This window comes from Mesorhizobium newzealandense, assembly GCF_042682145.1.
Classification (GTDB): Bacteria; Pseudomonadota; Alphaproteobacteria; order Rhizobiales; family Rhizobiaceae; genus Mesorhizobium; species Mesorhizobium newzealandense.
Genome location: NZ_JBHUGZ010000010.1, coordinates 26,447 through 41,374 on the forward strand (window position 1 = coordinate 26,447; position 14,928 = coordinate 41,374).

Sequence of the window (14,928 nt, forward strand, 5' to 3'; positions counted from 1 at the left end):
ATTGGCCTCCGACTGACCACGCAACGCCCGCAAGCGACGCCCGCCAGATATTCGAGAACGCCAAATGACGGCAACGGGTGGGAAACGGACATTCAAAGCCGCTCATCCGAAAGGCCGCGACGGTGCCCGCAACGCGTTAAACCCGGTCGTTCTCAAAGGGTAATTTCCCCTTAAGCCTGAGCCTGTAAAAGGCGGGATGGATGAGATTTCCAGCAAGCTTCTCCATCTCTTCGATCACACGCCGGTGTTGGTGGCGGCGTATGACAGTTTCGATCGCCTGCGCTACGCAAATGAAGCATTTCGTTCGGCATTTTTCGTTGACCCCGACGAGACGCCGTTGTGGCCAGATCTCATGCGCCGCAATTTCTATGCGGGCAGAGGAACTGTCATAAGGGAGCGGGATTTCGAAGCCTGGTTGATCCCCACGCTGTCGAGACGCGGCAAAATCGGGTTCAGGGCATTTGAGACGGATCTTGTTGAAGGACGCTGGCTCTGGATGACGGAGACTGTTGACCGTGAAGGCTGGATGCTTTGCATCGCCAACGACATCACGAAATTGCGGGCCAGCGGACGATCGGTTCGGCAAGACCGGGACGTAGCCATAAAGGCCTCTAATACGGATGAGCTCACCGGTGTTGCCAATCGACGCTTTGTGACCGCCCGTTTGGAAGAAATGCTCCGGCGATCGGAATCGCGCAATGAACTTGGCTGCGTCTGCGTGCTCGATCTCGACAACTTCAAATACGTCAACGACAGGTTCGGACATCAGGCGGGTGACACTATCTTGCGGGACTTCGCAGCGCGGATCCAGCGGGAAGTGAGACGGAGCGATTGTTTTGGCCGCGTGGGAGGTGAGGAATTTCTGTTGGTGCTGCCGAACACATCAACGGACGCGGCTGAGCTGATCGTGGCGCGCATGCTGGCCGCCATTCGCAGCTCAAGACCCCTCAGAGATCGCCCTGAATTTGGATACACGTTCTCGGCAGGTATCGCGACGGCCCAGGTGAGCGACATCGTTGCCGACGTGCTGGCGCGGGCCGACAGTGCCCTCTATTCCGCAAAAATAGCCGGCCGAAATCGCATCCATTTGGCAGCTTGATAAGTCTGTCGCACAGGACCCGATCATCGCCAGAATGGCTTTGCAAGTTCAGACTCGACTTGGTCTTTCGTCAAGCCAATATCGTCGATCATGTGCGGCGCTACCTCGGATAGTCGCGCGAGGTCACGGCGGTAGAAATGCCGTTCCCGCCATCTTGAGACATAGCCTGTTATTCTGATTGCTCGAACCGCCCAGACCGAGTGCTGTAACGTCGACGCCAGAAGATTGTTGCTCACAGTCAGGCCTCCGTGCCAACCTCACGCTTGCAGATGACAGCGTAGGCAGACAGCGTACCGGCTACAAACCAGTCTTTCTCAGGCGGAGGCTCAGAATTCCTGAGGTAGTGACAGTCGATGCATCTCCCTTCACTCAATGCGCTTCGGGCGTTTGAAGCAGCCGCGCGCCATGAAAGCTTTGCGCGCGCGGCTGAGGAGCTATGCGTGACCGAAGGAGCGATCAGCAGGCACGTCAAGCTCCTGGAAGAAGCATTGCAGGTGGAATTGTTTCGGCGATTGCCGCGCCGGTTGGTCTTGACCGATGCCGGCCGCAATTTCCAACCCATCCTGGCGGCCGCGTTCGAGAGCATTGCCGCGGGAACTCAAGACCTTCAACGCCAGCCTCGGCATCTGAAGGTCATCTGCCCGCCCACCTTCTCCATTCGGTGGCTGCTACCGCGACTTGACCGTTTCAAGCAGCAATGGCCTGCAATCGGTGTACGGGTAACGACCGCTCCCTATGACTGGGAAATTTTCTTCGGAGGTGAGTTCGATCTCGCCTTTGACTGCGGTTATCCAAACCGGCCGAAAGATATCGAGGCGGTGCTGGTGATGCGAGCCCCCCTCACCCCAGTTTGCTCTCCAAAGCTGCTGGAGAGAGGCGTGCCACTGACCTCTCCTGCCGACCTGGTTCACCATAACCTGCTGCATGAAACGCCTGATCGGCACGATTGGGAAGTTTGGGCTGGGCGATTTGCGCCGAACCTTCTTGACGTGAACTCGGGTGAGGTCTTTCCCAGCGGCGATATGGCCTATCGTGCCGCGGCCATGGGCCAGGGCGTCGCGATCGGAGACCTCTCTGTGCTCCACGAAGAGATCACCAAGGGAGAACTGGTCCTGCCGTTCAAGGATATGCAGATCTCCGACGACAGGGAGGCCTATTACTTGTGTGGCAGAAGAGATTGCTGGACCGACCCTCGTATCGCCGCGTTCCGTAAGTGGGTTTCGGCCGAGGCCACATGGTCCTGAAGGCCAGGGGCACCGGCCGCTCACACGCTTGGCGCCCACCTTCTCGCCTGCGCCACCTTTGGCCAAAAGGAAGATGGCCAAAGGGAACGACTGGACGAAAGGTTTTGGGCCGACTGTGGAACGGCCGCTTCCTGGATGGTAGCGCTAGAAAGCCGACTTGTATTCAGCGTAGTGGGCCGACTGCAGGCACGACGGCCCTTACTTCACCGTGATGGCCATACCGCTGAGGTCGGCGTTGACTTGCATGCCTACCTGCTTGCCTGTGAGTTCGAGTTGGGCGCCCTTGGCATTGGTCATGACGATCACCTGGGCCCCTTTGCCGAGCGCACCGCCACCGCCCGCCGCACCGTAGACCCCCGTCACATCCCGGACGCGACTGATATGGCGCACGGTACCTTTGAAATAGGTCTTGGAAACCCCGAAGGCGAGGCCGCCCGAGATGCCGCCGACAGAGATGGGATAGCGGCGACCATGGTAGGTCAGCGTGCCCTCGCCTCCAGAGCCACCCACAAAGAACGCAGCCTTGTAGACGGCGAAGCGGATCGTACCGCTGTCGGCATGCGCGGCGCCGGCAAGGCTCACTCCCGCGGCGGCGACGACGGCAAACGCGACTGAACGAAATGGGGACGAAATCTTCATGATGAGAACTCCTCAAGGATCGCCGCTTACCCAGCCGGCAGGGCGGGTCCGCGTCGTGTCAAAGTTACAACTGAACAGTCTCGCCCGTCATTGGTTCCAAGCACGCGGCCTGAATCCGGCTGCGAGAAGGCCGCCACGAAAGCTCACTTCTCCGGCAGCCCGAGGCTCGCGAGGTCTGCGATTTCGTGCTCGACGATCGTCGGATCGCTGTAGAAGGAGAGCTCGCGCCATTTGGCCTGGGTGAACTTCGGATCGATCTGGAGCGCCTTCCCGAGCTCGGCCGCCGCCGCCTCGGTGCGGCCCAGGCGATTGAGCACAATCGCTCGCATTACCGGACCGAAGGTCGACTCGGTATCGTGGTCACCACTGAAGGCTGCGAGCGACTCTTCATACTTGCCGCTGACGGCCAGCGTCCAGCCTCGATAGACGGCCAACTCCTGCGATATCTCGGGGTTCGCGTCCAGCGACGCCGCGCGATCGATCCATTCGAGGGCCTGCTCAGTGTTCCCCGCCATGACTGAAATCTGGCTCAGAGCGGCGAGCATGTAGACATCGTGGGGCGAAAGGTCGATCGCCGCCTCCGCTTCGCCAAGCGCCAGCTCGAACTTTCGTTCGGTCGAAAGGATGAAGGCGGACAGAAAATGCCCGAGCCTGCGCTCCATCGGCGACGGAGCCGGTTGAGCCAACGCCTCCCTCACGAGAGCGCCGGCTTGGCGATAGTCCGCCGTCGGGTCCTGGCTCCAGCCGTTCCAGCCGCGCACGAAGTAGGCATAGCCGAGTTCCAGCTTAAGAAGCGCTGAACCCGGGAATTTGGACAGCCCCTCTATCGAAACCTGGCGCGCCTGTTCCGTTGGCTCGAGCTGGAGCCGGGTCAGCAAGTCGTGAGCGCGGAGGTAGTAGTCGTATTCCTGGAGGCTGGTGCTGTCCTTGCCCCATGCATCACGATACTGCGCCTTCTTGAGGGTGCCGATGTCGCCGACGAGGTCCGCAACGATCTTCTCGGTTACCTCGTCCTGGAGAGCCCAGGGGTCCGTGCCCGAGCGGTCGAAGCGCTCCGCCCAGACATGCTCGCCGGTCTTGGCATCGATGAGCTGCGCGACGATCCGCAGTCGGTCGGCGTCCTTGCGGATGCTGCCTTCGAGCACGTGCGTAACGCCGAGTTCCTTGCCCACTTGCCGCACATCGACGGGGCGGCCCTTGTAGGTGAAGGACGAATTGCGGGCGACGACCTTCAGGTCGGGGACCCGCGACAGCATGGAGATGATGTCCTCGGCGACACCGTCGCCATAGTAGGTGGGCGCCGAGTTGCCGCTCATGTCGTCGAACGACAGGACGGCGACCGAGGGACGGTTCGAGGTGCTGCCCGGTGCTGCGCCCGACCGCATGAATGCGCTCCAGGATGCGCCTGCCACCAACACAATGGCTGCGAGTGCCGCGGCCCATCTCAGACGCCGGGAATATGGCCGGAAGCGCATCCGCCAAGGCTGACGGGTGCCGTCGAAGTCGACGCGATAGGCGCGCACCGGCCGGGCGATGTTCTTCACCTGCTGCTCGCCCGCATAGTCGAGCGGCAAGCCGAACCTGCCCTGGAGATGATCATAGGCCGTGCCGGAGATGAGCACGCCGCCCGGCTCGCAAAGCTGCTCGAGACGGGCAGCGATGTTCACACCGTCGCCGAGGAGATCGTGGTCCTCGACCACCACGTCGCCGAGATTGATGCCGATGCGCAAGACAATGCGCCTCTCCGGGGCGATCTCCGCCTGTCCGGCGGCAGCCTGCTTCTGCACGGCGACCGCGCAGTTGACTGCATCAACGACCGAGGCGAACTCGGCGAGGAAGCCGTCGCCCAAGAGCTTGATCATTCGGCCGCGGTGGTCCGACAGCAGCGGGTCGAGGATGTCGTAGCGGAGATTCTTCAGAGCGGACAGCGTCCCGGCTTCGTCCTGCTCGACGAGGCGCGAATAGCCGACGACGTCGGCCATCAAAATGGCCGTAAGTCGTCGCTCGACCCGCGCAGTTGCCATGACCGGTGTCCAACTTGGAGAGCTGCCGATTTGACGCCCATCGGCCAGTATGAGTCCATGAAGGCGCAACACTCAAGCGCAGCTTACCAGCAGCTGAACCCAGGAGCGAGGTTCTCAACGGCGCAAGTAGCGTCCTCTGATGCATAGCAGCTCATCGCGAGACCGGGGCTTTCCACCCCGCGTCAGCGCGAGGTGCTGGCGGGACGTTTGACGTAGTAAGTTTTGCGCTCGCAACCAACGCAAATTGGGCGTATCGTCGGCGTATCGTCGGTTACTAATACATGAGCCGGCGACTGAGAGCGCAAGACTCCCGCAGCGGACTGGGCGCGATAGAATCCACAACTACTCGTCTACTCGTCGCACCCACGAGACCATCTGCCTCCGCCGAAACCTCTTTTGCTCGGTTCCGGCCAGAATTTGCCGTTTGCGATTCGGAAGTGGAGCGTACGGATGCAGATCATGCAAACCCGCCGCCGATTCCTGGCCGGCGCTGCGATGGCAGGCGCTGCCGGTATCGTCGGTCTTCCGGAGTCACTCCACGCGGAGCCGCCGCTGGAAACAACGACGGTTCGTCTGCCGCGGAGGGTTGGTGGTTCCTACTGCTGGGCAGGCGCGTACATCGCCGGAGAACTGATGCGCGCAGAGGGCTTCACCGACATTCGCTACGTGGAAGCCGACAAAACCGTCGACCAATCGGAATGGATCGCACGCGGTGAGACGGATTTCTCCGTGAACTTTCCGCCCAATCAGATCGCGTCGATCGACGCCGGCGTGCCGATCAAGGTGCTAACCGGGTTGCACTCGGGATGCCTCGAACTGATCGCCAAGGAGAGCATCCGCAGCGTCACGGATCTGCGGGGCAAGAGGGTGGGCGTGGATGGTTTCAACAACTCGCGACACAAGTGGCTGACCCTCATGTCCGCGTATGTCGGGCTCGATCCCGTGAACGATATCCAGTGGGTCCTGACTGAGGACGTCAAGCCGACGGAACTCTTCGTCCAGGGAAAGATCGACGCATTCCTCGGCACGCCGCCCCAGCCGCAGGAGCTGCGCGCCAAGAAGATCGGCCACACGATCCTCAACAATGCCGTCGACCGCCCATGGTCACAGTATTTCTGCTGCATGATCTCCGCCACCACGGACTACGTGAACAGGTACCCGGTGGCGACCAAGCGGGTCTTGCGATCCATCCTCAAGGCCGCCGACCTATGCGTGTCGGATCCGCAACGGGTGGCGCAGCAGATGGTCGATCGCGATTTCGTCCCGTCGTACGACTACGCGCTCCAAACGCTCAAGGATATCCGGTACGACCGCTGGCGGGAATTCGATCCTGAAGACTCCCTGCGGTTCTACACACTGCGCATGCAGGAGACGGGCATGATCAAATCGAGCCCGCAACAGATCATCGCCAACGGAACCGACTGGCGCTTGCTCGACGAGTTGAAGCGTGAGCTGAAAACCTGATCCCATTTGTCTCAAGGGGAGACGTGGAGATGCAAATCATCCAGAGCCGCCGGCGCTTCCTGGCCGGCCTTTCGGCAGCCGGCGCCGCGAGCCTCGTTGGGGTCCGCCAATCGCTCTCCGCAGAGCCACCGCCGGAAACGACGCGGATCCGGCTCATCCGGATTCCCAGCATCTGTCAGGCCCCCCAGTATGTAGCCGAAGAACTGCTGCGCAGCGAAGGGTTCACAGAGGTGCACTACCTCCAAAAGAGGGGGACCGCAGACATCGCGCCGGCTCTCGCCTCTGGTGAAGCCGACCTCAGTGCGCATTTCGCCGCCCCGCTCCTTCTCCACCTGGAGGCTGGGGATCCCATCGTCATCCTGGCTGGACTCCACGTCGGCTGCTTTGAGCTGTTCGGGACCGATCGCGTGCAAGCGATCCGCGACCTCAAGGGGAAGACCGTGGCCGTGCCGTCGCTGGATTCCAGCCGATACGTCTTTCTCGCCGCTATGACGGCTTATGTGGGCCTGGACCTCCATAAGGACATACAGTTCGTCACGCATCCGGGACCCGAGTCCATCCGGCTCCTAAGTGAGGGGAAGATCGATGCCTACCTGGGCTTTCCCCCCGAACCGCAGGAGATGCGGGAGCAGCAGATCGGCCATGTGGTGATTAGCAGCACCGTGGACCGGCCCTGGTCGCAATACTTCTGCTGCATGTTGGCTGGGAACCGGGAGTTCGTCCGCACGAATCCGGTGGCCACCAAACGCGCCCTCCGCGCCATCTTGAAAGCGGCGGATTTCTGCACCAGCGAGCCCGAGCAGTCCGCCCGGTTCTTGGTGGAGCAGGGCTATACTAGGCGCTATGACCATGCCCTCCAGGTCATAAAGGGGCTCCCCTACGGTTGGCGTGAGTATAGCGCTGAGGACACCCTGCGCTTCTACGCCTTGCGCCTCCACGAGATCGGGATGCTCAAGAGCACCCCCCAGAAGCTCTTGGCCCAAGGCACCGACTGGCGCTTCTTCAGCGAACTGAAGAAGGAGTTGAAGACGTAGGCAATCGCCAACACGCCGTGCGCCCTATCGAGGAAGGACAGGCTTATGCAAATCATCCAGAGCCGCCGGCGCTTCCTGGCCGGCGCTGCGTCAGCCGGCGTCGCCGGCCTTATCGGCACCACGACACGAGCCTGGGCTGAGCCGCTGCCGGAGACCACCTCGGTCCGCCTGCCGCGGTACATCGGCGGCGCCTATTGCTGGGCGGGCCTGTACCTCGCCGGAGAGATGCTGCGCGCCGAGGGGTTCACCGATGTCCGCTACGTGCAAGGTGACAAGAAGGTTGATCATTCGGCGTGGATCGCAAACGGCGAGACGGATTTCAGTGTGAACTATGTACCGATTCATCTGGCGTCGATCGATGCTGGCGTGCCGATCAGGGTACTAAGCGGACTGCACTCCGGGTGCCTCGAACTGATCGCCAACGACAGGGTCAAAGGCATCTCGGACCTGCGGGGAAAGCGGGTTGGGGTCTTTACGCTGGATTCGCCGCAATACGTGTTGGTTTCTCTGATGGCCGCCTATGTTGGGCTCGATCCCGTCAACGACATCGAATGGGTCATCGAAGAGCACAATTTTGCGGAAGGCTTCGTCGAAGGAAAGTACGATGCAGTGCTCGGCCAACCGCCCCGCACGCAGGAACTTCGCTCCAAGAAAGTAGGCCACACAATCCTCAACTCGACCACCGACCCGCCGTGGTCGCAGCACTTCTGCTGCATGATTTCCGCGACTGCGGATTATGTCGACAGACATCCGGTGGCGACAAAGCGCGTGCTCAGGGCCATCCTCAAGGGCGCCGACCTCTGCGCGTCGGATCCGCCATTGGTAGCGCAGCAAGTGGTCGATCGAGGGTTCGTGCCCAGCTACGACTACGCGCTGCAAACGCTGCACGACATCCGGTACGACAGGTGGCGGGATTACGATGCCGAAGCCTCGATGCGCTTCTACGCGTTGCGCATGCACGAGACGGGCATGATCAAGTCGAGCCCACAGCAGATCATCGCCGATGGAACGGACTGGCGCTTTCTCGACGAGCTCAAGCGTGAGTTGAAGACGTAGACCTATCGCCGACACGCTGTGCTTTTTCAAGGGAGGAGAGACTCGTGCAGATTATCCAGAACCGTCGCCGGTTCCTCACAGGCCTGTCGGCGCTCGCAGCAGCGGGCCTTGCCAACGGCCGCAATGCGGCAGCAACCGAGGCCCCACCTGAAACCATCAGCGCTCGCATGGCGGCGGGACCAGGCATCTGCATCGCTCCGCAATATGTCGCCGAGGAGTTGATCCGGGCGGAGGGCCTATCGGATTTTCGCTATGTCGCAATGGAGCCCGGTATCGCACAGACCGAGATGCTAGCGCGCGGCGATATCGACTTCGCCATCAACTTTGCAACCGCGCTCGTCATTCCGATCGACACCGGCGCCCCGATCAAGGTGATCTCCGGCATGCATGTCGGCTGCTACGAATTGTTTGGACGCGAGGACATCAAAAGCATCACGGATCTCAAAGGCCGCAAGGTCGGCGTCGGCTATAACCTGACATCGGATCCGCACATCTTCGTCAGCGCCATGGCGACTTACGTCGGGCTCGATCCGCAACGCGACATCGAATGGATCGTCGGCGCGGCAAAGCCGGCGGAGCTCTTCGCCGAAGGCAAGGTCGACGCCTTCCTGGCTTTTCCGCCTGAGGCTCAAGACCTCCGCGCCCGCAAAGTCGGCCACGTCATACTCGACAGCGCGAAGGACCGGCCGTGGTCGCAGTATTACTGCTGCATGCTGGCGGTCAACGCTGGCTATGCGGAGAAGAATCCGGCTGCCACCAAGCGGGTCGTCCGTTCCATGCTAAAATCGGTCGACATCTGCGCGGCCGAGCCGGAGCGGGTTGCGCGCCTTCTGGTGGATGGCGGACGCACCAAACACTACGACTACGCCGTGCAGTCGCTCCGCGAGCTCCCGTACTCCAATTGGCGCGACTTCGATCCCGAGGACACGATGAGATTCTTCTCGCTGCGGCTGCATGAAGCCGGGATGGTCAAGTCGAACCCAAACGACATCATCGCGCACGGCACCGATTGGCAGTTCTTCAACGAGGTCAAGCGTGAGTTGAAAATCTGAGCCTGCTTTGTCCCAGGGAGGAAGCGTGACATGCGGATCATTCAGAATCGACGCCGTTTCATGGTCGGCCTGTCGGCTGCTGGCGCCGCGAGCCTCGTTGGGGTCCGGCAATCGCTCCCCGCAGAGCCACCGCCGGAAACGACCAGCGTCCGCCTTGCAAAGATCAGGGGCATCTGCATCGCGCCCCAATATGTTGCCGAGGAGTTGTTGCATGCGGAGGGCTTCACTGAGGTTCGCTATGTAATGACTGAGACAGCCGCGGGGCAATCTGACGCGGTCGCGAGTGGCGAGCTGGACTTTACTTTGAATTTCGTCGCGCCGCTTGTGGTGACGATGGATGCAGGGGGCCCGATCTCGGTGCTGGCCGGGGTGCACCCTGGCTGCTTTGAGCTATTCGGAAACGAGAATATCCGCGGGATTAGAGACCTGAAGGGCAAGAGTGTCGGCGTCCAGGGCTTGGGCTCGAGTCCGCATGTATTTCTGACGGGCATGGCGGCCTATGTCGGGCTGGATCCAGTCAAGGACATAAATTGGGTCACCAGCCCGACCATCAAACCAATGACACTCTTCACGCGAGGGGAAATCGATGCGTTCCTCGGCTTCCCCCCCGAACCTCAAGAACTGCGCGCCCAAAACGTCGGCCACGTAGTCGTCAACAGCGCCGTCGATCGTCCCTGGTCGCAGTATTTTTGCTGCATGCTGGCCGGCAACGCCGACTTCGTTCACAACAATCCGATCGCGACCAAGCGCGTCGTCCGCGCCATTCTGAAAGCCGCCGACCTTTGCGTCTCTGAGCCACAGCGCGTCGCACGACAGATCGTCGATGACGGATTCACGGCCAACTATGACTACGCGCTGCAGACGATGACCGACGTGCCTTACAACAAGTGGCGAGAATACGATCCGGAAGACACGATCCGGTTCTACGCGCTGCGGCTTCAAGAGGCCGGCATGATCAGGTCGGGCCCCCAGAAGATCATCGCAGACGGTACCGATTGGCGGTTCCTCAACGAGCTGAAGCGAGAGCTGAAGACGTAGACCTATCGCCGAGACGCTGTGCTTTTTCAAGGGAGGAGAGACTCGTGCAGATCATCCAGAACCGCCGCCACTTCCTGACCGGCGCTGCGGCAGCTGGCGCCACTGGCCTGCTCGGCACCGCTACCGATGCCTGGGCCGAACCGGCCCCGGAAACGACGACGGTCCGCCTGGCGAATGGATTGGCGGGTGCTTGCTGGGCGCCACAATTCGTTGCTCAGGACCTACTGCGGGCCGAAGGCTTCACTGATGTCCGGTACGTGGTGCCGGATTGGGACAAGGATATGCTGCAGGACACCTCGGTGTGGATGGCGCGTGGCGAGATCGATTTCGATTGGCAATTCGTGCCGGTGACCATCGCGATGATCGAAGCCGGCATGCCGATAAAGGTAGTCACCGGCCTGCACTCCGGCTGCCTCGAACTGATCGTCAACGAAAGCATCAACAGCATCGCCGACCTCAAGGGCAAGAGGGTGGGCGTGTTCGCGCTGACGTCAGCTCCGCACGTGCTCGTGACCCTCATGGCCGCCTTTGTCGGTCTTGATCCCGCCACCGATCTCGAGTGGGTCGCGAACCCGGACGTCAGCTCGATGCAACTCTTTAACGAAGGAAAGGTCGATGCCTTTCTGGCGGTGCCACCCGAGCCGCAGGAGCAGCGCGTCCGGAACTTCGGCCACACGATCCTCAATACGACCGCCGACCGGCCATGGTCGCAACACTACTGCTGCATGCTTGCCTGCAGCGCGGACTATGTCGACAGACACCCGGCCGCGACCAAACGCGTGCTGCGAGCCATTCTCAAGGCCGCCGACATCTGCGCGTCGGATCCCGAACTGGCTGCGCAACTATCGGTCGATGGCAAGTTCACCGATCGATACGACTATGCGTTGGAAGGCTTGCGCGAAGCGCGCTACGACGTGTGGCGGGAGTTCGACCCCGAAGACACAATGCGCTTCTACGCACTGCGGATGAACGAAGTCGGCTTCATCAAGGCCGGCCCTAACAAGATCATCGCCAACGGCACGGATTGGCGTTTCCTCAACGAGATCAAGCGCGAGATGAAAACGTGAGCGAGTGGCCGGCGCGCATCTTACTGCTGGCGTTGATGGCCGGGCCGGCATACGCGCACGACGCGCCGCACGACGAGCGCCTGCCGATGATGGGCGCTGCACCGGATTTCACGCTGATATCGCAGGACCACAAGCCGGTGTCGCTGCGCGACTTCCGCGGCAAGGTGGTCGCCATCGCCTTCATCTATACGTACTGTACCGACGTCTGCCCCATGCTGACCGCCCATATGGCCAGCGTGCAGGAGAAGCTGGGCTCTACGTTCGGATCGAAGATCGACTTTGTTTCGATCACCGTCGACCCGGAGCGCGATACGCCCGATGTCTTGAAGGAATATGCGCAGAATTTTGGCGCCGATCTGAAGGGCTGGTCGTTTCTTACCGGTGATCCGGCAGTCGTCCATGAGGTGGGACGGAAATACGGGGTCTTCGCGAAGAAGGCGGCGAACGGAGAAGTCGACCATACCTTGTTGACGTCGCTCGTAGACCCCAATGGCATCTTGCGAGTACAGTATCTTGGCGTCCGGTTCGACTTGGAGGAGTTCCGGGATGACCTTGTCAGCCTCTTGGACGAATCCAAATAGCATAACGAACCGGCTCGTTGGCTGGGTTGCCCGGCTGCCGGCGCGCGTCCAGACCAAGCTCTTGATCGCGTTCCTGTCGATCGTCGGCCTGCTGATCGTGCTCGGGGCCGTCGGGTTGCAGGTGCTGAGTGGGGTCAACGATCAGACCAACGAGCTGATCAAGCTGCAGCGACGGATCGCGGCCTATCGCCAGGTACAGCACGATACGACCACCCAGCTCTACGGCATCTCCACCGGTCTGTTGCTTCAGGACGACCGGATGCTGGATGCGGCGCTGCGCCAGCTCAATCAGTTCGGCTACGACCTCGACCGCATGGAGTTCGTCGCCAAAGCCGAGGTGGAAGTGCTTGGCCAGGTCAGGCAAGAGTACGAACGGCTGACAGCCGGGGTGACGCACGTGGCAGAGCTCGTCCACGCCGGCCGCACTGACGAGGCGCGCAAGGTTCAGCTTGATGAAATCATACCGTCGGCCGATCGCCTCGAGCGGCTGACAAACCAGCTGGTCAACATGGCCGAAGCCGACATGGTGGCGGCCATCGAAACCACCGAGGGTGCGTACGGCACGTCCAGACTGATCGTGGTCTCGTTTGCGGTGGGCAGTATCCTGCTGGCGTTGGGGCTCGGCTACATCATCTCCTGGTCGTTGATCGAACCGGTCAAGAAGATCGAAGCGCGTCTCAGCCAGATAGCGGCCGGCGACTTCGCCCAACAGGTTGCCGTCGCCAATCGCGACGAACTTGGAGTGCTTGCCGCCAACGTCAACCAGACCTCCGACCAGCTGGGGCGCCTGTATCAGGAGATTGAGACGCGCACCCAGCAACTCGACGAAGCCCTTCAGCAGCAGACAGCCACTGCAGACGTTCTGAAGGTCATCAGCCGCTCTACCTTCGATCTGCAGGTCGTGCTCGATACGTTGGTGGAATCGGCTGTCAGGCTCTGCCGTGCCGACAAGGGTGGTATCGTGCAGTTGCTGGATGGCGCATTCCGCTATGTGTCGACGCATGGCTACCCGCCCAGTTTCCGGGCTTATGTCGACGCCAATCCAGTTCCAGCGCTTGCCGCAGGCCGAGGCTCCGCCGTAGGGCGCGTAATCGAAGAACGGCGGATCGTACAAATTGAAGACGTGACCGCTGATCCGGACTACCGCGTTGCCTTGATCGCTGAGGCAGGCGGATTCCGCACCGTCCTCGCTGCCCCGCTGTTGCGGGAAGGTGATCTCGTTGGCGTATTCGTCATGACGAGGGTTGAGCCGCAACCTTTCAATCCCAAGGAGATCGCACTCGTCGAGACATTCGCCGACCAGGCGGTGATCGCCATCGAGAATGCGCGGCTCTTCGAGGCGGTGCAGTCACGGACGCGCGAGCTTGCCGCGTCTGTTGGTGAGCTCGAGGCGCTTGGTGAGGTGAGCAAGGCGGTCAATTCGACGCTGGATCTCGACACGGTGCTGAAAACGATCGTCGCCAAAGCGGTCCAGTTGTCGGAGACGGATGCTGGCACCATCTACGTGTTCAGCAGCACGCGGCAGCAATTCCGTCCGCGCGCAAACTTCGGTATGAGCGATGAGCTTATCGCCGCAGTCTCACACCAGACGATCGGGCTGGCCGACATGGGGATCGGCGACGCACCCGGGCGCTGCATGCCGGTGCAGTTTCCCGACCTCAGCGAGGAGACCTCATCCTTCCTTAGAAAGACGATCGTCGATGCCGGATATCGCGGTATCCTGATCGTTCCGCTGCTGAGGCCCAACAAGATCGTCGGTGCACTGGTCGTCAGGCGCCACAAGCCAGGTGCCTTCCATGAGCAAGTTGTCCACCTGCTGGAGACCTTCGCAGCCCAATCGGTGCTCGCGATCCAGAATGCCAAGCTGTTCCGCGAGATCGAGGAGAAAGGCCTGGAGCTGGAGGCAGCTAGCCGCCACAAGTCCCAGTTCCTCGCGAATATGAGCCACGAGCTCAGGACACCGCTCAATTCGGTCTTGGGCTTCACAGAACTGCTGGTCGACGGCATCTACGGCGAACTCCCGGACAGGGCAAAGACGACCGTCGCGCGCGTGCAGGCAAACGGCCGTCACCTCCTCGGGCTCATCAACGACGTACTCGATCTTTCCAAGATCGAAGCCGGCCAGCTCACGCTGGCGATCGAGGACTACTCCGTCGCGCAGATTGTTCGATCGACCGTTGCGGCTGTCGAGCCGCTGGCGCGAGCGAAGGGTCTTGAGCTTTCAACGACTGTTGCCGAGAACCTTCCAATCGGCCGCGGGGACGAACGCCGTTTGACGCAGGTCCTGCTCAATCTTGCAGGCAATGCCGTCAAGTTCACCGAAACGGGTGCAGTCGACATTCTTGCCGATGCGGTCGACGGGCACTTCGAGATCACCGTCCGAGACACCGGTCCCGGCATCGCGTCCAAGGACCAGGCTCTCATCTTCGAAGAATTCCAGCAGGTCGACAACAGCAGCACCAGGCAGAAGGGTGGCACAGGTCTTGGCCTGGCGATCTCGAAGCGCATCGTCGAAATGCATGGCGGAACCATAGACGTCGAGTCCGTGTTCGGGTCAGGGTCGACATTCCGTTTCAAGGTACCAATCCGGGTGAACAAGGACGTGAGGGCCGCATGAGCAAACGAATCCT

At 61.2% G+C, this 14,928-nt stretch carries 12 protein-coding genes; 10 read left to right on the plus strand and 2 right to left on the minus strand.

What is annotated here, in order from left to right:
* Positions 1-196: 196 nt before the first annotated feature.
* The gene (locus ACFSOZ_RS14505) at positions 197-1,099 is read left to right on the plus strand and encodes a sensor domain-containing diguanylate cyclase (RefSeq protein WP_379099005.1); all 903 of its coding nucleotides are present in this window, start codon (positions 197-199) and stop codon (positions 1,097-1,099) included.
* Between the two features lie 353 nt (positions 1,100-1,452).
* Entirely contained in the window at positions 1,453-2,343 is an 891-nt protein-coding gene (locus ACFSOZ_RS14510; protein ID WP_379099008.1) for a LysR substrate-binding domain-containing protein, read from the plus strand.
* 198 nt (positions 2,344-2,541) lie between these two features.
* Here ACFSOZ_RS14510 and ACFSOZ_RS14515 read toward each other — a convergent pair whose 3' ends face one another.
* Together ACFSOZ_RS14515 and ACFSOZ_RS14520 are read right to left on the minus strand one after the other, a co-directional pair.
* A complete protein-coding gene (locus ACFSOZ_RS14515; RefSeq protein WP_379099011.1) occupies positions 2,542-2,982 on the minus strand; it encodes a lipid-binding SYLF domain-containing protein in 441 nt (146 codons plus the stop codon).
* Positions 2,983-3,125: 143 nt separating this feature from the next.
* Positions 3,126-4,964 carry an adenylate/guanylate cyclase domain-containing protein gene (locus ACFSOZ_RS14520; RefSeq protein ID WP_379099014.1) on the minus strand — a complete coding sequence of 613 codons (1,839 nt, stop codon included), beginning with the start codon at positions 4,962-4,964 and terminating at the stop codon, positions 3,126-3,128.
* A gap of 492 nt (positions 4,965-5,456) precedes the next feature.
* On the opposite strand from ACFSOZ_RS14520, the gene ACFSOZ_RS14525 reads away from it, so the two are divergent.
* The 8 genes from ACFSOZ_RS14525 to ACFSOZ_RS14560 are packed head-to-tail and all read left to right on the plus strand — an operon-like array spanning position 5,457 to position 14,915.
* Complete coding sequence (locus tag ACFSOZ_RS14525) at positions 5,457-6,470, plus strand: ABC transporter substrate-binding protein (RefSeq protein ID WP_379099016.1); 1,014 nt, start codon at positions 5,457-5,459, stop codon at positions 6,468-6,470.
* 29 nt (positions 6,471-6,499) lie between these two features.
* Positions 6,500-7,504: an ABC transporter substrate-binding protein gene (locus tag ACFSOZ_RS14530; protein ID WP_379099019.1), complete on the plus strand. Its 1,005-nt coding sequence runs from the start codon at positions 6,500-6,502 to the stop codon at positions 7,502-7,504.
* 45 nt (positions 7,505-7,549) lie between these two features.
* Positions 7,550-8,560, plus strand: a complete 1,011-nt coding sequence (locus tag ACFSOZ_RS14535; protein WP_379099021.1) for an ABC transporter substrate-binding protein — start codon at positions 7,550-7,552, stop codon at positions 8,558-8,560.
* Positions 8,561-8,604: 44 nt separating this feature from the next.
* Positions 8,605-9,612, plus strand: coding sequence for an ABC transporter substrate-binding protein (locus ACFSOZ_RS14540; RefSeq protein ID WP_379099024.1), 1,008 nt, complete (start codon positions 8,605-8,607; stop codon positions 9,610-9,612).
* 30 nt (positions 9,613-9,642) lie between these two features.
* On the plus strand, positions 9,643-10,650 hold the full coding sequence (locus tag ACFSOZ_RS14545; protein ID WP_379099026.1) for an ABC transporter substrate-binding protein: 1,008 nt from the start codon (positions 9,643-9,645) through the stop codon (positions 10,648-10,650).
* 44 nt (positions 10,651-10,694) lie between these two features.
* A complete protein-coding gene (locus ACFSOZ_RS14550) occupies positions 10,695-11,717 on the plus strand; it encodes an ABC transporter substrate-binding protein (protein WP_379099028.1) in 1,023 nt (340 codons plus the stop codon).
* Positions 11,714-12,298, plus strand: a complete 585-nt coding sequence (locus ACFSOZ_RS14555) for an SCO family protein (protein ID WP_379099031.1) — start codon at positions 11,714-11,716, stop codon at positions 12,296-12,298. The genes ACFSOZ_RS14550 and ACFSOZ_RS14555 overlap by 4 nt, the downstream gene beginning before the upstream one ends.
* Entirely contained in the window at positions 12,264-14,915 is a 2,652-nt protein-coding gene (locus tag ACFSOZ_RS14560) for a GAF domain-containing protein (protein ID WP_379099034.1), read from the plus strand. Before ACFSOZ_RS14555 ends, ACFSOZ_RS14560 begins: the two co-directional genes overlap by 35 nt.
* Positions 14,916-14,928 lie beyond the last annotated feature (13 nt).